This window comes from Pseudomonas sp. NPDC089758, from assembly GCF_044748705.1.
In the GTDB taxonomy this organism is placed as follows: domain Bacteria; phylum Pseudomonadota; class Gammaproteobacteria; order Pseudomonadales; family Pseudomonadaceae; genus Aquipseudomonas; species Aquipseudomonas putida_X.
Map to the genome: position 1 here is coordinate 17,200 of NZ_JBIVGN010000017.1, position 19,621 is coordinate 36,820.

A 19,621-nucleotide genomic window follows, 5' to 3' on the forward strand; every position below is an offset into this window, starting at 1 on the left:
AAAAAGCCCGCTTACGCGGGCTTTTTGTTGAGAACAACCTGATCAGAAGTCCAGGTTCGAAACCGACAGCGCGTTGCTTTCGATGAAGTCACGGCGAGGCTCAACCGCATCGCCCATCAAGGTGTTGAAGATCTGATCGGCGGCAATCGCGTCTTCGATGGTGACCTTGAGCATGCGCCGTACAGTTGGGTCCATGGTGGTTTCCCACAACTGATCCGGGTTCATCTCACCCAGCCCTTTGTATCGCTGGATGGTGTGACGCTTGGTGGTCTCGTTCATCAGCCAATCCAGGCCTTCCTTGAACTCGACGATCGCCTTGCGACGCTCACCACGCTGTACATAAGCACCTTCACCCAGCAGGCTCGACAACTTGGAACCTATGTTGACCACCGTGCGGTAGTCGTTGCTGCCGAAGAAATCGCGGTTGAAGGTGATGTAGCTGGCCAGGCCGTGCGAGGTGATTTCCACTTCTGGCAGCCACACATTGCGCTCCTTGTCCTCGCGCAGAGTGGCCTTGTATACCAGGCCAGACTTCTGGCTATTGCTCAGGCGCTCCTGCAGTTTGGCCAACCAGTTCTCCATGACGGCATGGTCGCCCAATTGCTCAAGGGTAACTTCCGGCAGGTAGATGAAGTGCTCGGTCAACTCTTCCGGGTACAAGCGAGACAAACGCTTGAGCGTCTTCATTACACTACGGAACTCGTTGACCAAAACCTCCAGCTGAACACCGGAAACGGCTGGCGCAGATTCATCCAGGTGCAGGCTGGCATCTTCGAGGGCCGACTGGGTCATGTATTCTTCCATGGCCTCGTCGTCCTTGATGTACTGCTCCTGCTTGCCTCTCTTCACCTTGTACAGCGGTGGCTGCGCAATGTAGATGTAGCCACGCTCGACCAGCTCTGGCAGCTGACGGAAGAAGAAGGTCAGCAGCAGGGTACGGATGTGCGAACCGTCAACGTCAGCATCGGTCATGATGATGATGTTGTGATAACGCAGCTTGTCGATGTTGTACTCTTCACGGCCGATGCCACAGCCCAGCGCGGTGATCAGTGTGCCCACTTCCTGGGAGGAGATCATCTTGTCGAAACGTGCTTTCTCGACGTTGAGAATCTTGCCCTTGAGCGGCAGGATCGCCTGGGTACGACGGTTACGACCTTGTTTGGCCGAGCCACCTGCGGAGTCACCCTCCACCAGGTACAGTTCGGAAAGGGCAGGGTCCTTCTCTTGGCAGTCCGCCAGTTTGCCCGGCAATCCGGCGATATCCAGCGCGCCCTTACGGCGAGTCATTTCACGCGCTTTGCGCGCCGCTTCACGGGCACGGGCAGCATCGATCATCTTGCCGACGACCGCTTTGGCTTCGTTGGGGTTCTCCAACAGGAAGTCGGCGAAGTACTTGTTCATTTCCTGTTCCACGGCGGTTTTCACCTCCGAGGAGACCAGCTTGTCCTTGGTCTGGGAGCTGAACTTCGGATCCGGCACCTTGACCGAAATAATCGCAGTCAGGCCTTCACGAGCGTCGTCACCGGTGGTGGAAACCTTGTTCTTCTTGGCCAGGCCTTCCTGCTCGATGTAGTTGTTAAGGCTACGGGTCAGGGAGGAGCGGAAACCAACCAGGTGGGTACCGCCATCGCGCTGTGGAATGTTGTTGGTGAAGCACAGCAGGTTTTCGTTGAAGCTGTCGTTCCACTGCAGGGCGACTTCAACACCTACGCCATCGTCACGTTGGACGTTGAAATGGAACACCTGGGAGTTGACCGGCGTCTTGTTGGTGTTCAGGTATTCAACGAATGCACGCAGGCCGCCTTCATATTTGAAGAACTCTTCTTTGCCCGAGCGCTCGTCTTTCAGCAGGATGCCAACACCAGAGTTCAGGAACGACAACTCACGAATACGCTTGGCCAGGATATCCCAGCTGAAGTGAATGTTCTTGAAGGTCTCAGCCGAAGGCTTGAAATGAATGTGGGTGCCGGTAGTTTCGCTTTCGCCCACAACGGCCATCGGCGCCTGTGGAACGCCATGAACGTAGGTCTGTTCCCAGATCTTGCCGCTACGGCGAACGGTTAGCACCAGTTTTTCAGACAGGGCGTTTACGACTGAAACACCTACGCCGTGCAGACCGCCGGAAACCTTGTAGGAGTTATCATCAAATTTACCGCCGGCGTGCAGCACGGTCATGATGACCTCGGCTGCGGAGACGCCTTCTTCTTTATGCACGTCGACCGGAATGCCGCGACCGTTGTCGCGCACACTAATCGATTCGTCCGGGTGGATAATGACGGTAATGTCATCGCAGTGCCCGGCGAGGGCTTCGTCGATCGAGTTGTCGACCACTTCGAAGACCATGTGGTGCAGGCCGCTACCGTCATCGGTGTCGCCAATGTACATGCCGGGACGCTTGCGCACGGCATCCAAACCTTTCAGCACCTTGATGCTTGAGGAGTCGTACGTTTGATTTTCGCTCATGCCTTCACTCCCGATGGTCGTGGGTCTGGGTGATACGGCCTTGTTCCACGTGGAACAAAGCGACTGGCGTTTCCGTCTGCCAGCCTTCCCTCAGTAATTCTTGATCTACACAGGTGATGAACACCTGGCAGCGTAATTCTTCTAGCAAGCGGCACAGTGCACGGCGATGCTGGTCGTCCAACTCGGACGGCAAGTCATCCACGAGATAAATACAGTGGCCGCGGCGAGCCTGACTAACGAGATGGCCTTGAGCAATGCGCAGAGCACAGACCACCAACTTTTGCTGACCACGCGACAGGATGTCGGCTGCATTATTGGCAGCCAGACGAAGGCGCAGATCAGCACGCTGCGGGCCGGCCTGGGTATGGCCCATCTGCTGATCGCGAAGGAGAGAAGAGGCGAGTACTTCGTTGAGTTCCCGGTCCTTGTCCCAGCCTCGGTAGTAGCTAAGGGTCAACCCGTCCAGCTCGACCAGTTCGCTCAGGGTTTGCTCGAAGACGGGCTTCAAGGCCTTGATATAGTTGCGACGGTATTCATCTATTTCCGCGCTGGCCAGGCACAATTCCCGGTCCCAGGCGGCTTGCGAAGCTGGGTCAAGTGTACCATGCCGCAACCATGAGTTCCGCTGCCGCAACGCCTTCTGCAGACGCTGCCACGCTGGCATGAAGCGAGGTTCCACGTGGAACACTCCCCAATCGAGAAACTGGCGGCGGATCTTCGGTGCGCCTTCAAGCAACCTGAAACTGTCTGGGTTGATGAGCTGCAGGGGCAGCAATTCTGCGAGCTGCGCAGCGCTCTTGGCATTCTGCCCATCAATACGGATAGTGAAATCGCCCCCGCGCTCGCGCGACACACCCAGGTTGCTGATGCCGCCTTGGCCTGACTGCACTTCGCCAAAAACCGTACACGCTGACTGCTCGTACTGAATGACCGGGTTCAGTCGGGTACTGCGGAACGACCTGGCCAAGCCGAGCAAATGCACCGCTTCAAGCACACTGGTCTTGCCGCTGCCGTTTGCGCCGTAGAGGATATTGATGCGGGGGGAGGGTGAGAGGGTCACCGGGTGCAGGTTGCGCACCGCGGTGACCATGATACGTCGAAGGGACATCTGGCCTGCTACAGGTTACAGGCGCATTGGCATGACAACATAAGACGAGTCGTCATTGCCTGCTTCTTGCAGCAGAGCACTGCTATTGGAATCGGAGAGAATCAGGCGAACCTGTTCGGTTGTCATCACACCCAAGACGTCCAGCAGGTAACTGACGTTGAAGCCGATCTCCAGCGATGCACCGTCATAGTCGACGCTGATCTCTTCTTCCGCCTCTTCCTGTTCCGGGTTGTTCGCCTGTATTTTCAACTGCCCGGCAGCCAACTGCAGACGGATACCACGGTACTTCTCGTTGGAAAGAATCGCGGTACGGCTGAACGCTTCGCGCAAGGCCTGTCGATCGCCAATGACCAGCTTGTCACCACCCTTGGGCAGTACACGCTCATAGTCCGGGAACTTGCCATCGACCAGCTTGGAAGTGAAGGTGAACTCGCCTGTGTTCGCACGGATGTGGTGCTGGCCCAGGACAATGCTGACCATGCCTTCGGGGTCGGTGAGCAGGCGCGCCAGTTCGAGGATACCTTTGCGTGGCACGATGACCTGATGCCGCTCATCCTGCTCGATGGCTGCGCTCATGGAGCACAGTGCAAGGCGGTGGCCATCGGTAGACACGGCACGCAGGGTATTGCGCGACACTTCAAGCAGCATACCGTTGAGGTAGTAACGTACATCCTGCTGAGCCATGGCAAAGCTGGTGCGCTCGATCAAGCGACGCAGTTTGCTCTGTTCAAGGTTGCAGGTCAGCGAACCTGGGCCTTCTTCCACGGTGGGGAAGTCGTTGGCAGGCAGGGTCGACAGGGTGAAACGGCTACGGCCGGCCTTGACCAACAACTTCTGTTGATCGACCTTGATATCGATCAGCACGTCGTTCGGCAGGCTTTTGCAGATGTCCATCAGCTTGCGCGCCGGGACAGTGATTTCGCCTGGCTCGGCCGGCTCTTCCAGTTGTACGCGGCCTACCAGTTCGACTTCCAGATCGGTACCCGTCAACGACAGTTGCTGGCCTTGCACGACCAGCAGTACGTTGGACAGGACCGGCAAGGTCTGACGGCGCTCGACGACACCGGCGACCAGTTGCAGGGGTTTCAACAGGGCTTCGCGTTGAATGGTGAAATGCATGGTCTAGTCCCTTGCCTTCAATTAGCTGCGCTGGCGGCCATCAGGTGGTGAGCGTGCGCAGGAGGTTCTTGTAGTCCTCGCGGATGTCCGCGTCGGATTCCTTCAGTTCGTTGATCTTGCGGCAAGCGTGCAGCACCGTGGTGTGGTCACGACCGCCAAACATGTCGCCGATCTCTGGCAGACTGTGGTTGGTCAGCTCTTTGGACAACGCCATGGCCACCTGACGCGGGCGCGCTACCGAGCGCGAACGGCGCTTGGACAACAGATCGGAGATCTTGATCTTGTAGTACTCGGCCACGGTGCGCTGAATGTTATCCACACTCACCAGTTTGTCTTGCAGCGCCAGCAGGTCCTTCAGCGACTCGCGAATCAGCTCGATGGTGATGTCGCGGCCCATGAAGTGCGAGTGAGCGATGACACGCTTCAGTGCCCCCTCAAGCTCACGCACGTTGGAGCGAATACGCTGAGCGATGAAGAACGCGGCATCGTGCGGCAGCTCGACTTTGGCCTGGTCGGCCTTTTTCATCAGGATCGCCACGCGGGTCTCGAGCTCCGGCGGCTCGACAGCCACTGTGAGGCCCCAGCCGAAACGCGACTTCAACCGCTCCTCCAGACCTTCGATTTCCTTCGGATAGCGGTCGCTGGTGAGAATCACCTGCTGACCACCCTCCAGCAAGGCGTTGAAGGTGTGGAAAAACTCTTCCTGAGAACGCTCCTTACGGGCGAAGAACTGGATATCGTCGATCAGCAACGCATCGACCGAACGGTAGAAGCGCTTGAATTCGTTGATCGCGTTGAGCTGCAACGCCTTGACCATGTCCGCGACGAAGCGCTCGGAATGCAGGTACACCACCTTGGCATTCGGGTTCTTTTTCAGCAGGTGGTTACCCACAGCATGCATCAAGTGGGTTTTACCCAGGCCCACACCACCGTAAAGGAACAGTGGGTTGTAGCCATGCTTCGGGTTGTCGGCAACCTGCCAGGCGGCGGCCCGGGCCAATTGGTTGGACTTACCCTCTACAAAGGTTTCGAAGGTGAACGTACGGTTCAGATAGCTGGTGTGCTTGAGCGCACCCTCCACCTGAACGTTGCGCTGTTCGGTACGACCTGGTGCGACAGGTGCCGGAGCGCTGTCGGCCATCGAATCATAGCTGTCCCGCGAAGGCGCCTCGGCCATATCCGAGGCCTGCGCAGGCTCCGCCGAAGGCACCGAGACCGGGTCAGCAACAGCCATGACCGGCGCGGCTGCTGGTTGCGCGTGGGTCTGCGCAAGGGATGCAGCCACTGCAGCGCTGACCGGGGCGTTAGGCGCGGCCCGAGGTGCGGAGCTGCGACGGCTGCCTATTAATAAGGAAAGGGCAGGCGCGATGCCGCTACCGTTTTCACCCAACAGTTCGAGCAGACGGCCGAGGTACTTTTCATTCACCCAATCGAGAACGAAACGGTTAGGCGCATACACGCGCAACTCGTCGCCTTCGGCTTCGACCTGTAGCGGACGGATCCAGGTGTTGAATTGCTGGGCAGGCAGTTCATCGCGCAGAAGCTCCACGCACTGCTGCCAAAGTTCCACTGACACGGATATCCCCTGAGTTTGAAAGCCGGATGAGGCTAAAACAAACGGCCATTGTACCGGTCAAGCGATCAGTTATCCACATGTGGAAACATTATGATCCATGGCAAAACAGCCATTTAGCGACCAAAAAGCCACGCAGGGACTGTGAATAAGCTCTGTGGATAACCCACCCTGAGGGCTATGCACAACCCTGGCCTGAAATCTGTTGATAAGTCGCCTGTGCATAACATGACTTTTCATCCACAGGCTGTGCTCAGGCGTGGCACAAGCGCAGCACGGGTTGTGGACAACGTTTCAGGACGCTGGATGACGCGTGATCACGGGCCTTCAGAAGGTTATCCACAGATCTTTATCCACCTAAGATCTATAAGTTATTCAGAAAAGCTTTTTATATGTCTCTTCTTTTTTTTACTTTTGTCATCCGTTTGGCTTACCGACCCGGCATCGCCCACCCGATTGCTCAAAGCACCTTCCATAAGGAAAGGCTGGTTGGAAATTGACCTATTGGCTTGCTTTCTCTAGAATCGCCGATCTCTTAAAAAGGGGGCCATTCCGGCCCGTTGTCGACAAACCAGGTAACACGCCATGAAACGTACTTTCCAACCAAGCACCATCAAGCGCGCTCGCACCCACGGCTTCCGTGCCCGTATGGCTACCAAGAACGGCCGTGCTGTTCTGTCGCGTCGTCGTGCCAAAGGCCGTAAGCGTCTGGCCATTTGATCTTTCGGCAAAGGTGGTGAGTCAGGACTTCAGTCGGGAAAAGCGACTGCTTACACCCCGGCATTTCAAAGCGGTCTTCGACTCCCCAACCGGCAAGGTTCCAGGGAAAAACCTGCTGATCCTTGCTCGCGAGAACGGTCTCGATCATCCACGCCTTGGCTTGGTGATCGGCAAGAAGAGCGTCAAGCTTGCCGTTCAACGCAATCGCCTCAAGCGCTTGATGCGCGATTCCTTTCGTCTGCACCAGCAAATGCTCGCTGGCCTGGACATAGTGATCGTCGCGCGCAAGGGATTGGGTGAGATAGAAAACCCGGAATTGCACCAACACTTTGGCAAGCTCTGGAAACGCCTGGCGCGCAGCCGGCCCACTCCAGCGGCTAACGCCGATTCCGCAGGGGTAGACAGTCAAGATGCGTAAACTGGTACTCGTTCCGATCCAGTTTTACCGTTATGCCATCAGTCCTCTGATGGCCAGCCACTGTCGTTTTTACCCCAGTTGCTCCTGTTATGCGTTAGAAGCCATTGAAACCCATGGCGTCTTGCGTGGCGGGTGGCTGACCGTTCGTCGCCTGGGGCGTTGTCATCCGTGGAACGACGGCGGTTTCGATCCCGTTCCCCCCGCTCCTTCCTCCCGAACTTCTTCGATAGCCGAGTAATCATGGATATTAAACGCACGATCCTGATCGCCGCCCTGGCAATCGTGTCCTACGTCATGGTCCTGAAGTGGAACGATGACTACGGCCAGGCTGCCTTGCCGACTCAGAATACTGCTGCCAGCACCGTTGCTCCGGGCCTGCCCGATGGCGTACCGGCCGCTAACAACGGCGCCAGCGCCGATGTACCGAGCGCAAACGCCGAGTCGAACGCTGCCGAACTGGCACCCGTTGCACTCAGCAAGGATCTGATCCGGGTCAAGACCGATGTCCTGGAACTGGCTATCGATCCAGTCGGCGGTGACATCGTCCAGCTGAACCTGCCGAAGTACCCACGCCGCCAGGACCATCCGGACATTCCGTTCCAGCTGTTCGACAACGGCGGTGAGCGCCTGTACCTGGCCCAAAGCGGCTTGACCGGTACCAATGGTCCGGATGCCCGCAGCACCGGCCGTCCACTGTACGCCGCCGAGCAGAAGGCCTACCAACTGGCTGATGGCCAGCAACAATTGGTAGTCGACCTGAAGTTCAGCGACAACGGTGTGAACTACATCAAGCGCTTCAGCTTCAAACGCGGTGAGTACGACCTGACCGTCAGCTACCTGATCGACAACCAGAGCGGCCAGGCCTGGAGCGGCAACATGTTTGCCCAGCTCAAGCGTGACGCCAGTGGTGATCCGTCCTCGAGCACCGCCACCGGTACCGCCACCTACCTGGGTGCTGCCCTGTGGACAGCTAGCGAGCCGTACAAGAAAGTGTCGATGAAGGATATCGACAAAGGTAGTTTGAAAGAAAATGTGTCTGGTGGCTGGGTTGCCTGGCTGCAGCACTACTTCGTGACTGCCTGGATCCCTGCCAAGTCGGACAACAACGTCGTCCAGACCCGCAAAGACAGCCAGGGCAACTACATCATCGGTTATACCGGCCCGGCCATCAGCGTACCTGCTGGCGGCAAGGTCGAAACCAGCGCCATGCTGTACGCCGGCCCGAAGATCCAGTCCAAGCTCAAGGAACTGTCCCCAGGCCTGGAACTGACTGTCGATTACGGCTTCCTGTGGTTCATCGCCCAGCCGATCTTCTGGTTGCTGCAACATATCCACAGCCTGCTGGGTAACTGGGGCTGGTCGATCATTGTGCTGACCATGCTCATCAAAGGCTTGTTCTTCCCACTGTCGGCCGCCAGCTACCGTTCGATGGCGCGCATGCGTGCCGTGGCGCCGAAGCTTGCCGCACTGAAGGAACGCTTCGGTGACGATCGCCAGAAGATGTCCCAGGCGATGATGGAGCTCTACAAGAAAGAGAAGATCAACCCGCTGGGCGGATGCTTGCCGATCCTGGTACAGATGCCGGTGTTCCTGGCCCTGTACTGGGTGTTGCTGGAAAGCGTCGAGATGCGCCAGGCGCCTTGGATGCTGTGGATCACTGACCTGTCGATCAAGGACCCGTTCTTCATCCTGCCGATCATCATGGGCGCGACCATGTTCATCCAGCAGCGCCTGAACCCGACGCCGCCGGATCCAATGCAGGCCAAGGTGATGAAAATGATGCCGATCATCTTCACCTTCTTCTTCCTGTGGTTCCCAGCTGGCCTGGTGCTGTACTGGGTTGTGAACAACTGCCTGTCGATTTCGCAGCAGTGGTACATCACCCGCCGTATTGAGGCAGCCACCAAAAAAGCTGCTGCTTGACGGGCTACTGCGCTAGCCTGTGAATAAAAACGCCCCCTCGGGGGCGTTTTTGCTATCTGTCGTTTTTGTCGTAGAGGCTTTCGAGCATGAACACTGTGCGTGAAACCATCGCTGCCATCGCAACCGCACAAGGACGCGGAGGGGTGGGCATCGTCAGGCTGTCCGGCCCACTGGCGGGCAAGGCTGGCCAGCTCATCACCGGCCGCACACTGACGCCGCGCCATGCCCACTACGGGCCATTCCGCGACCAGGAAGGGCTGGTACTGGATGAAGGCATTGCGCTGTTCTTCCCCGGCCCCAACTCGTTCACCGGTGAGGACGTACTCGAGTTGCAGGGGCATGGTGGCCCGGTGGTTCTGGACATGCTCTTGCAACGCTGTGTGCAGGCGGGTTGCCGCTTGGCGCGGCCGGGTGAGTTCAGTGAGCGGGCGTTCCTCAACGATAAGCTCGACCTGGCACAGGCCGAAGCGATTGCCGACCTGATCGAAGCCAGTTCCAGCCAGGCAGCACGCAACGCCCTGCGATCGCTGCAAGGCGAATTCTCCAAACGTGTGCATAGCTTGACTGAAGCACTGATCGCGCTGCGGATCTATGTCGAGGCAGCGATCGACTTCCCGGAGGAAGAGATCGACTTCCTTGCAGATGGCCACGTCCTGTCGATGCTCGACGCAGTGCGTGGAGTGTTGTCCACAGTGCAGCGTGAGGCGGGGCAGGGTGCGCTGCTTCGTGACGGCATGACGGTGGTGATCGCCGGCAGGCCCAATGCAGGTAAATCGAGCCTGTTGAATCAACTGGCCGGTCGTGAAGCGGCAATCGTCACCGACATCGCGGGTACCACGCGGGATATCCTGCGTGAACATATCCACATCGATGGCATGCCGCTGCACGTCGTCGATACGGCCGGTTTGCGCACTACCGACGACCATGTGGAAAAGATTGGCGTCGAGCGCGCGCTCAAGGCCATAGGGGAGGCCGATAGGGTGTTGCTGGTGGTCGACTCCACCGCCCCTGAGGCCAGTGATCCGTTCGCCTTGTGGCCGGAGTTTCTTGATCAACGGCCTGATCCGGGCAAGGTCACACTGATTCGTAACAAAGCCGATCTCAGTGGCGAACCTGTAGGGCTGGAGCAGTGCGATGACGGTCATGTAACCATCACCCTGAGCGCCAAAGGTTCCGATCACGGCCTGCAGCTGCTACGCGACCACCTGAAAGCCTGCATGGGTTATGAACAGACTGCAGAGAGCGGCTTCAGCGCACGCCGGCGCCACCTCGATGCCCTGCGCCAAGCCAGTGCTCACCTGGAGCACGGTCGTGCGCAGTTGACCTTGGCCGGGGCCGGTGAGTTGTTGGCTGAGGACCTGCGCCAGGCACAGCATGCACTGGGTGAGATCACGGGCGCGTTCAGTTCGGATGACCTGCTGGGGCGGATCTTCTCGAGTTTCTGCATCGGTAAGTAGCTTTTCAACCACACCTTTTCATGAGGCCGCTCTCCCTGGAGCGGCTTTTTTTTTGCCCGAAATTTGATCACCGGGCCTTAGGGACACGGATGGGAGATGCAGATTTTTAATCAACAGCCTGAAAAACACACGCATGAGCCCTGTGGAAAAGTCGTCTTCAGCTCCGTTGATAACCCTTCTTTTTTTCTGAGGACAATCTGCCCTGTGGGTAAATAGGCATTTCATCCACAGGCTAAATCGGCTTATCCATAGCCCTCATGGTACTTCAGCCACAGGGTTCAATTTTTCTCTACACAGCGAATCTAGGGGCCTGCATAACGTTATCCACAGATAGGTGCGTGCATAAGAATAAACATAAAAACAAAGCTTTTTTAAATTTCTTCTCTCTAGTTTCTGTTATCAGCCATTCATCCACAGCCTGGTCAAAATTTGCGCAAAAGGTTTCTTTAGGGGGGGTGAAGTCCCTATACTTGTCCGCTTACCTTCTCTATTCGCAAAAACAGGCACGAGGTGCGTGGTGGATTTCCCTTCCCGTTTTGAAGTGATCGTCATCGGCGGCGGCCATGCCGGTACCGAGGCTGCGCTTGCGTCTGCACGCATGGGTGTAAAAACCCTGCTGCTGACCCATAACGTGGAAACCCTCGGTCACATGAGCTGCAACCCAGCCATCGGTGGCATTGGCAAAAGCCATCTGGTCAAAGAGATCGATGCGCTCGGCGGTGCCATGGCACTGGCCACTGACAAGAGCGGCATTCAGTTCCGCGTGTTGAACAACCGCAAGGGCCCGGCTGTTCGCGCCACGCGTGCACAGGCCGACCGCGCCATCTACAAGGCTGTGGTTCGCGAAATCCTGGAAAACCAGCCGAATCTGTGGATATTCCAGCAGTCCTGTGACGACCTGATCGTCGAGCAAGACCAGGTCAAAGGCGTGGTTACGCAAATGGGCGTGCGGTTCTTCGCCGATTCCGTGGTGCTCACTACCGGTACTTTCCTGGGTGGCCTTATCCACATCGGCCTGCAGAATCATTCGGGCGGCCGCGCTGGTGATCCACCTTCGATCGCCTTGGCCCACCGCATGCGTGAACTACCGCTGCGCGTCGGTCGACTGAAAACCGGCACGCCTCCGCGCATCGATGGTCGTTCGGTGGACTTTTCGGTGATGACCGAGCAGCCGGGTGACACACCAATCCCGGTCATGTCGTTCATGGGCAATGCCGCGATGCACCCACGTCAGGTCAGCTGCTGGATTACCCATACCAATGCGCGGACCCACGAAATCATCGCTTCGAACCTCGACCGTTCGCCGATGTACTCGGGTGTCATCGAAGGTGTCGGCCCACGTTACTGCCCGTCGATCGAGGACAAGATCCATCGCTTTGCCGACAAGGAAAGCCATCAGGTGTTCATCGAGCCGGAAGGGCTGAACACCCACGAGCTTTACCCCAACGGTATCTCCACTTCTCTGCCGTTCGACGTGCAGCTGGAGCTGGTGCGCTCGATTCGCGGCATGGAAAACGCGCACATCGTGCGCCCGGGCTACGCCATCGAGTACGACTACTTCGACCCGCGTGATCTCAAGTACAGCCTCGAAACCAAGGTGATCGGCGGCCTGTTCTTCGCTGGCCAGATCAACGGCACCACTGGTTACGAAGAAGCCGGCGCCCAGGGCCTGTTGGCCGGTACCAATGCCGCGCTGCGCGCGCAGGGCCGCGAAAGCTGGTGCCCGCGCCGTGACGAGGCCTACATCGGGGTGCTGGTCGACGACCTGATTACCCTGGGTACCCAAGAGCCGTACCGCATGTTCACCTCGCGGGCCGAATACCGCCTGATCCTGCGAGAAGACAACGCCGACCTGCGCCTGACCGAGAAAGGCCGTGAGCTTGGCTTGATCGACGACGAGCGCTGGGCTGCGTTCTGTGCCAAGCGTGATGACATCGAGCGTGAGGAACAACGCTTGAAAACGACCTGGGTCCGTCCGAATACCCCACAGGGCCAGGCCGTTGTGGATAAGTTCGGTACTCCGCTGAGCCACGAATACAGCCTGCTCAACCTGCTTGCGCGACCAGAGGTGGATTACGCTGGGCTGATCGAAGCGACCGGCGGCGAACAAATCGATCCACAGGTTGCCGAACAGGTCGAAATCAAGACCAAATACGCCGGTTACATCGATCGCCAACAGGACGAGATCGCTCGCCTGCGCGCCAGCGAGGACACCCGCCTGCCTGTGGATATCGACTACACCTCGATTTCCGGGCTGTCCAAGGAAATCCAGGGCAAGCTCGGCCAGACTCGTCCGCAGACGCTCGGCCAGGCTTCGCGCATTCCTGGCGTGACACCAGCGGCCATTTCCCTGTTGTTGATTCATCTGAAAAAACGCGGCGCTGGCCGCGAATTGGAGCAAAGCGCTTGAGTTCCCTGGTCACCCCGCAACACGCTGAAGAGTTGTCCACAGGTGCACGCCAGCTTGGTGTCGAGCTGAGCGCCGAACAGCACGAACGGCTGCTTGGCTACCTGGCCCTGTTGATCAAATGGAACAAAGCCTACAACCTGACCGCCGTACGCGACCCTGACGAGATGGTTTCGCGGCATCTGCTGGACAGCCTCAGCGTCATGGGTTTTATCCACAGTGATCGCGATACCTGGCTTGATGTCGGCAGCGGCGGTGGCATGCCAGGGATTCCATTGGCTATCCTGCATCCGCACAAACGCGTAACGGTGCTGGACGCCAATGGCAAGAAAACCCGCTTCCTCACCCAGGTGAAGATGGAGCTGAAACTGGACAACCTGACGGTTATCCACAGCCGGGTCGAGGCCTTCCAGCCAGCACAGCCGTTCAGCGGTATCATCTCTCGCGCCTTCAGCAGCATGGAGAACTTCACCAACTGGACCCGCCACTTGGGCGACACCGGGACGCAATGGCTTGCAATGAAGGGGCTGCATCCTGCCGATGAACTGGTAGCATTGCCCGCAGACTTCACAGTGGAAAGCGAGCAGGCCCTGACCGTTCCAGGTTGCCAGGGCCAGCGCCATCTGCTGATACTGCGCCGCAAGGCATGACTGGGAACACACGCAACAATGGCTAAGGTATTCGCAATCGCGAACCAGAAAGGTGGAGTGGGTAAAACCACCACCTGTATCAATCTCGCCGCATCGCTGGCTGCGACCAAGCGTCGTGTGCTGCTGATCGACCTCGATCCGCAGGGCAACGCCACCATGGGCAGCGGTGTGGACAAACACGAACTCGAACACTCGGTCTACGACCTGCTGATCGGGGAATGCGACCTTGCCCAGGCCATGCACTACTCCGAGCATGGTGGCTTCCAATTGCTGCCGGCCAACCGCGACCTGACTGCCGCGGAGGTGGTGCTGCTGGAAATGCAGGTCAAGGAGAGCCGCCTGCGCAATGCCTTGGCGCCGATCCGCGAGAATTACGACTTCATCCTCATCGATTGCCCCCCGTCGCTGTCGATGCTGACGCTCAATGCCCTGGTCGCCTCCGATGGCGTGATCATCCCCATGCAGTGTGAGTATTACGCACTGGAAGGCCTCAGCGATCTTGTGGATAACATCAAGCGTATCGCTGCCCGTCTGAACCCCGAGCTGAAGATCGAAGGGTTGCTGCGTACCATGTACGACCCGCGTCTGAGCCTGAACAACGATGTATCGGCGCAGCTCAAGGAGCACTTCGGCGAGCAGCTTTACGATACCGTCATTCCGCGCAACATCCGCTTGGCCGAGGCACCGAGTTTTGGCATGCCGGCGCTGGCCTACGACAAGCAATCGCGTGGCGCACTGGCCTATCTGGCCCTGGCCGGTGAACTGGTTCGCCGTCAACGCCGTCAATCACGCACTGCACAAACAACTTAAGGAATCCGCATGGCCGTTAAGAAACGAGGTCTCGGACGTGGGTTGGATGCACTGCTCAGTGGTCCTTCCGTCAGCGCGCTCGAAGAGCAGGCTGTCAAGATCGACCAGAAAGAACTGCAACACCTGCCGGTCGAGTTGATCCAGCGCGGTAAATACCAGCCGCGTCGTGACATGGATCCGCAGGCGCTGGAAGAACTGGCGCACTCGATTCGCACGCACGGCGTGATGCAGCCCATCGTGGTGCGCCCGATCGAGGGCAACCGCTACGAGATCATCGCGGGTGAGCGCCGCTGGCGCGCCACGCAGCAGGCCGGCCTGGACACCATCCCGGCGATGGTGCGCGAAGTGCCTGATGAAGCTGCCATCGCCATGGCCCTCATCGAGAACATCCAGCGAGAGGACCTCAACCCGTTGGAAGAGGCCCTGGCCCTGCAACGCCTGCAACAGGAGTTCGAGCTGACCCAGCAGCAGGTGGCCGATGCCGTCGGCAAGTCGCGGGTGACCGTGGCCAACCTGCTGCGCCTGATCTCGCTGCCTGAAGCGATCAAGACCATGCTTGCGCATGGTGATCTGGAGATGGGGCACGCACGTGCGCTGCTCGGTCTTGAGCAAGATCGCCAGGAAGAGGGGGCGCGTCATGTTGTCGCACGCGGGCTCACTGTGCGCCAAACTGAGGCACTGGTGCGCCAGTGGCTCAACGGCAAACCTGACCCGGTAGAGCCGAGCAAACCTGATCCGGATATCGAGCGCCTTGAACAGCGGCTTGCAGAGCGCCTGGGCTCCCCGGTGCAGATTCGTCACGGAAACAAGGGAAAAGGCCAGTTGGTTATTCGCTATAACTCGCTTGACGAGTTGCAGGGCGTCCTTGCTCACATCCGCTGAAACAATTCCAGTTGTAGCGCGCAGTCGGAAATCACTACCCAAGAGTTGAATAGGGGTTAATCCACCCCTATACTCTGCGCGCATTTTGTCGGCACAATTTATGCCAAGTCGTTACTGACTTGTTGGTCGACTTCGAGGAGCAGTTGTGATGGAAATACGCACGCCAAACCGCCTGCCTTTCCATCGCTGGGCGGTTTTTCCGGTACTGCTGGCTCAATGTGTAGTGCTTCTGCTGGCAACATTGGTGTTGTGGCAGTGGAAAGGGGCAGTCAGTGGATATTCAGGTCTCTGCGGAGGTTTGATTGCCTGGCTACCCAATATGTATTTCGCCTGGAAGGCTTTTCGCTTTAGCGGAGCCCGGGCGGCGCAGGCCATCGTCAAGTCGTTTTACGCAGGCGAGGCCGGCAAGATGATTTTGACGGCAGTGCTATTCGCACTGACCTTCGCAGGAGTGAAGCCACTGGCGCCGTTAGCAGTCTTCGGCGTCTTCGTGTTGACCCTTTTGGTCAGCTGGTTTGCGCCCCTGCTGATGAATAAAAGACTTTCGAGACCTTAGGGCGTTTGAGGCAACCATGGCAGCAGAAACCGCTTCGGGCTATATCCAGCACCACTTGCAGAACCTGACCTACGGTCAACTACCAGACGGCAGCTGGGGCTTCGCCCATTCGGCTGCAGAAGCCAAGGCAATGGGCTTCTGGGCGTTCCACCTGGACACCCTGGGTTGGTCCGTCGCGCTGGGTCTGATCTTCCTGTTCATCTTCCGCATGGCGGCGAAGAAGGCGACCTCCGGCCAGCCTGGCGGTCTGCAGAACTTCGTCGAAGTGATGGTCGATTTCGTCAACGGCAGCGTGAAGGACTCCTTCCACGGCCGCAGCCCGGTGATTGCGCCGCTGGCACTGACCATCTTCGTCTGGGTATTCCTGATGAACGCCGTCGACCTGGTACCGGTCGACTGGATTCCTCAGCTGGCCATCATGATCTCCGGTGATCCGCACATCCCGTTCCGCGCCGTGTCGACCACCGACCCGAACGCGACGCTGGCCATGGCCTTCTGCGTGTTCGCCCTGATCATCTTCTACAGCATCAAGGTCAAGGGCCTGGGCGGCTTCATCGGTGAGCTGACCCTGCACCCGTTCGGCAGCAAGAACATCTTCGTGCAGATCCTGCTGATTCCGGTCAACTTCCTGCTCGAATTCGTCACCCTGATCGCCAAGCCGATCTCGCTGGCGCTGCGACTGTTCGGCAACATGTACGCCGGTGAGCTGGTGTTCATCCTGATCGCCGTGATGTTCGGCTCCGGCCTGCTGTGGCTGAGCGGCCTGGGTGTGGTGCTGCAGTGGGCGTGGGCTGTGTTCCACATCCTGATCATCACCCTGCAAGCTTTCATCTTCATGATGCTCACCATCGTCTACCTGTCGATGGCTCACGAAGATAACCATTAAGACCGCCTGGCGTGTCTGATAGCCTTCCCCCGCTCGTTTGGGGGGAGGGCTTTAAAAGTCCGCAAGGGCAGCTGTTCCAAACGATTTGTTTTACCGCTTCAAACTAAAAACCTAACCAATACGACGTAAAAGTCGGGAGGAAAGATGGAAACTGTAGTTGGTCTGACCGCTATCGCTGTTGCTCTGCTGATCGGCCTGGGTGCTCTGGGTACCGCCATTGGTTTCGGCCTGCTGGGCGGCAAATTCCTGGAAGGTGCTGCTCGTCAGCCTGAGATGGTTCCGATGCTGCAGGTCAAAATGTTCATCGTTGCCGGTCTGCTCGACGCCGTAACCATGATCGGTGTTGGTATCGCTCTGTTCTTCACCTTCGCGAATCCGTTCGTTGGTCAGATCGCCGGCTAATCACTCGTATTCACGAGTTGATGGCTGTATGAATTAAGACCGAGCGAGGTGTTGGCGTGAACATTAATGCAACCCTGATTGGCCAATCCGTTGCTTTCCTGATTTTTGTACTCTTCTGCATGAAGTATGTATGGCCTCCGGTCATCACTGCTCTGCAAGAGCGTCAAAAGAAGATTGCCGACGGCTTGGACGCTGCCAACCGCGCAGCTCGCGACCTGGAGCTGGCCCAAGAGAAAGCGGGTCAGCAACTGCGTGAAGCTAAAGCACAGGCAGCCGAAATCATTGAGCAAAGCAAGAAACGCGCTGCTCAGCTTGTCGAGGAAGCCCGTGACCAGGCCCGCGTCGAAGCTGACCGTGTGAAGGCTCAGGCTCTGGCCGAGATCGAGCAGGAACTGAACAGTGCCAAAGACGCCCTGCGTGCCCAAGTGGGTGCCCTGGCCGTTGGCGGTGCTGAAAAGATCCTTGGCGCCACAATCGATCAAAACGCGCATGCGGAGCTGGTTAACAAACTGGCCGCTGAAATTTAAGCGAGGGCGATCATGGCAGAACTGACCACGTTGGCCCGACCTTACGCTAAGGCTGCCTTCGAGCATGCCCAGGCCCATCAGCAACTGGCCAATTGGTCAGCCATGCTCGGCCTGGCTGCTGCGGTGTCGCAAGACGACACCATGCAGCGCCTGCTCAAGGCCCCGCGACTGACGAGCGCAGAAAAGGCCGCCACGTTCATTGACGTGTGCGGTGACAAGTTCAATGCACAGGCACAGAATTTCATTCGTGTTGCCGCGGAAAACGACCGTCTCCTGCTTCTGCCGGAGATTGCAGCTCTGTTCGACCTGTACAAGGCCGAGCAAGAGAAATCCGTGGACGTGGAAGTCACCAGTGCTTTTGCGTTGAACCAAGAACAGCAAGACAAACTCGCCAAGGTTCTCAGTGCACGGTTAGGCCAGGAAGTGCGCCTGCACGCGTCGGAGGATGCCAGCCTGATTGGTGGCGTCGTCATCCGCGCTGGTGACCTGGTAATCGATGGCTCTGTTCGCGGCAAAATCGCGAAACTGGCCGAAGCCTTGAAATCTTGAGTTTGAAGGGGCAGCAGAGCAATGCAGCAACTCAATCCTTCCGAAATTAGTGAAATCATCAAGGGCCGCATCGACAACCTCGATGTGAGCTCCCAAGCCCGTAACGAAGGTACCGTCGTTTCGGTTTCCGACGGTATCGTGCGGATCCACGGTCTGGCCGACGTCATGTACGGCGAAATGATCGAGTTCCCTGGCGGCGTCTACGGTATGGCCCTGAACCTGGAGCAAGACTCCGTAGGTGCAGTGGTCCTGGGTGCCTATGACACCCTCGCCGAAGGCATGAGCGCCAAGTGCACCGGCCGCATCCTGGAAGTTCCGGTTGGTAAGGAACTGCTGGGTCGCGTCGTCGACGCACTGGGCAACCCGATCGACGGCAAAGGTCCTCTGGGCAACACCGAGACCGACGCGGTCGAGAAAGTGGCTCCAGGCGTGATCTGGCGTAAGTCGGTAGACCAGCCTGTACAGACTGGCTACAAGTCCGTCGACGCCATGATCCCGGTCGGCCGTGGCCAGCGTGAGCTGATCATCGGTGACCGTCAGATCGGTAAGACCGCCATGGCCATCGACGCCATCATCAACCAGAAAGACTCCGGTATTTTCTGCGTTTATGTTGCTGTCGGCCAGAAGCGTTCCACCGTTGCCAACATCGTTCGCAAGCTGGAAGAAAACGGCGCCCTGGCCAACACCATCGTGGTGGTTGCCAGTGCTTCGGAATCCGCCGCACTGCAATTCCTGGCGCCATACGCCGGTTGCACCATGGGCGAGTTCTTCCGTGACCGCGGCGAAGACGCACTGATCGTTTACGATGACCTGTCCAAGCAGGCTGTTGCCTACCGTCAGATCTCCCTGCTGCTGCGCCGTCCACCAGGACGTGAAGCGTACCCAGGCGACGTGTTCTATCTCCACTCCCGTCTGCTGGAGCGTGCATCGCGCGTTTCGGAAGAGTACGTCGAGAAGTTCACCAACGGTGCTGTAACTGGCAAAACCGGTTCCCTGACCGCGCTGCCGATCATCGAAACCCAGGCTGGCGACGTTTCCGCGTTCGTTCCGACCAACGTGATTTCCATCACCGACGGTCAGATCTTCCTGGAATCGGCCAAGTTCAACTAGGGCAACCGCCCTGCACTGAACCCCGGTGTTTAGGTATCCCGCGTAGGTGGTGCCGATCAGA

At 58.1% G+C, this 19,621-nt stretch carries 18 protein-coding genes and 1 pseudogene; 15 read left to right on the forward strand and 4 right to left on the reverse strand.

What is annotated here, in order from left to right; all coding sequences use genetic code 11:
* Positions 1-42 precede the first annotated feature (42 nt).
* Genes gyrB through dnaA form a run of 4 tightly spaced genes read right to left on the reverse strand, consistent with a single transcriptional unit; the run spans position 43 to position 6,266 of the window.
* On the reverse strand, positions 43-2,463 hold the full coding sequence (gyrB, locus tag ACIPZH_RS20770; RefSeq protein ID WP_241806868.1) for a DNA topoisomerase (ATP-hydrolyzing) subunit B: 2,421 nt from the start codon (positions 2,461-2,463) through the stop codon (positions 43-45).
* 4 nt (positions 2,464-2,467) lie between these two features.
* Positions 2,468-3,571, reverse strand: coding sequence for a DNA replication/repair protein RecF (gene recF / locus ACIPZH_RS20775; protein WP_400624054.1), 1,104 nt, complete (start codon positions 3,569-3,571; stop codon positions 2,468-2,470).
* Positions 3,572-3,586: 15 nt separating this feature from the next.
* The gene (dnaN, locus tag ACIPZH_RS20780; RefSeq protein ID WP_400637649.1) at positions 3,587-4,690 is read right to left on the reverse strand and encodes a DNA polymerase III subunit beta; all 1,104 of its coding nucleotides are present in this window, start codon (positions 4,688-4,690) and stop codon (positions 3,587-3,589) included.
* Between the two features lie 40 nt (positions 4,691-4,730).
* On the reverse strand, positions 4,731-6,266 hold the full coding sequence (gene dnaA / locus ACIPZH_RS20785) for a chromosomal replication initiator protein DnaA (RefSeq protein WP_241806865.1): 1,536 nt from the start codon (positions 6,264-6,266) through the stop codon (positions 4,731-4,733).
* A 582-nt stretch (positions 6,267-6,848) separates the two neighbouring features.
* On the opposite strand from dnaA, the gene rpmH reads away from it, so the two are divergent.
* The 15 genes and pseudogenes from rpmH to atpA form a co-directional block, all read left to right on the forward strand.
* Complete coding sequence (rpmH, locus tag ACIPZH_RS20790) at positions 6,849-6,983, forward strand: 50S ribosomal protein L34 (RefSeq protein WP_003253163.1); 135 nt, start codon at positions 6,849-6,851, stop codon at positions 6,981-6,983.
* Between the two features lie 13 nt (positions 6,984-6,996).
* Positions 6,997-7,401 carry a ribonuclease P protein component gene (gene rnpA, locus ACIPZH_RS20795; protein WP_080516507.1) on the forward strand — a complete coding sequence of 135 codons (405 nt, stop codon included), beginning with the start codon at positions 6,997-6,999 and terminating at the stop codon, positions 7,399-7,401.
* Positions 7,394-7,639, forward strand: coding sequence for a membrane protein insertion efficiency factor YidD (yidD, locus tag ACIPZH_RS20800; RefSeq protein ID WP_241806864.1), 246 nt, complete (start codon positions 7,394-7,396; stop codon positions 7,637-7,639). Before rnpA ends, yidD begins: the two co-directional genes overlap by 8 nt.
* 2 nt (positions 7,640-7,641) lie before the next feature.
* Entirely contained in the window at positions 7,642-9,324 is a 1,683-nt protein-coding gene (yidC, locus tag ACIPZH_RS20805; protein ID WP_400637651.1) for a membrane protein insertase YidC, read from the forward strand.
* Positions 9,325-9,410: 86 nt separating this feature from the next.
* Positions 9,411-10,781 (forward strand): tRNA uridine-5-carboxymethylaminomethyl(34) synthesis GTPase MnmE, encoded by a 1,371-nt coding sequence (gene mnmE / locus ACIPZH_RS20810; RefSeq protein WP_400637653.1) that lies wholly within the window; start codon positions 9,411-9,413, stop codon positions 10,779-10,781.
* A gap of 517 nt (positions 10,782-11,298) precedes the next feature.
* Entirely contained in the window at positions 11,299-13,191 is a 1,893-nt protein-coding gene (gene mnmG, locus ACIPZH_RS20815; protein WP_400637654.1) for a tRNA uridine-5-carboxymethylaminomethyl(34) synthesis enzyme MnmG, read from the forward strand.
* Complete coding sequence (gene rsmG, locus ACIPZH_RS20820) at positions 13,188-13,838, forward strand: 16S rRNA (guanine(527)-N(7))-methyltransferase RsmG (protein WP_241806860.1); 651 nt, start codon at positions 13,188-13,190, stop codon at positions 13,836-13,838. The genes mnmG and rsmG overlap by 4 nt, the downstream gene beginning before the upstream one ends.
* A gap of 18 nt (positions 13,839-13,856) precedes the next feature.
* Complete coding sequence (locus tag ACIPZH_RS20825) at positions 13,857-14,648, forward strand: ParA family protein (protein WP_012316952.1); 792 nt, start codon at positions 13,857-13,859, stop codon at positions 14,646-14,648.
* A 9-nt stretch (positions 14,649-14,657) separates the two neighbouring features.
* On the forward strand, positions 14,658-15,530 hold the full coding sequence (locus tag ACIPZH_RS20830; RefSeq protein ID WP_241806859.1) for a ParB/RepB/Spo0J family partition protein: 873 nt from the start codon (positions 14,658-14,660) through the stop codon (positions 15,528-15,530).
* A 148-nt stretch (positions 15,531-15,678) separates the two neighbouring features.
* Entirely contained in the window at positions 15,679-16,086 is a 408-nt protein-coding gene (locus ACIPZH_RS20835) for a F0F1 ATP synthase subunit I (RefSeq protein ID WP_241806858.1), read from the forward strand.
* 16 nt (positions 16,087-16,102) lie between these two features.
* On the forward strand, positions 16,103-16,972 hold the full coding sequence (gene atpB / locus ACIPZH_RS20840) for a F0F1 ATP synthase subunit A (protein WP_241806857.1): 870 nt from the start codon (positions 16,103-16,105) through the stop codon (positions 16,970-16,972).
* 144 nt (positions 16,973-17,116) lie between these two features.
* Complete coding sequence (atpE, locus tag ACIPZH_RS20845; RefSeq protein ID WP_003097235.1) at positions 17,117-17,374, forward strand: F0F1 ATP synthase subunit C; 258 nt, start codon at positions 17,117-17,119, stop codon at positions 17,372-17,374.
* A 56-nt stretch (positions 17,375-17,430) separates the two neighbouring features.
* Positions 17,431-17,901: a F0F1 ATP synthase subunit B gene (locus ACIPZH_RS20850; RefSeq protein ID WP_003260032.1), complete on the forward strand. Its 471-nt coding sequence runs from the start codon at positions 17,431-17,433 to the stop codon at positions 17,899-17,901.
* Between the two features lie 12 nt (positions 17,902-17,913).
* Positions 17,914-18,450 carry a F0F1 ATP synthase subunit delta gene (locus ACIPZH_RS20855; protein ID WP_039605254.1) on the forward strand — a complete coding sequence of 179 codons (537 nt, stop codon included), beginning with the start codon at positions 17,914-17,916 and terminating at the stop codon, positions 18,448-18,450.
* A 21-nt stretch (positions 18,451-18,471) separates the two neighbouring features.
* Positions 18,472-19,621, forward strand: a pseudogene (atpA, locus tag ACIPZH_RS20860) (F0F1 ATP synthase subunit alpha); the annotation flags it as partial.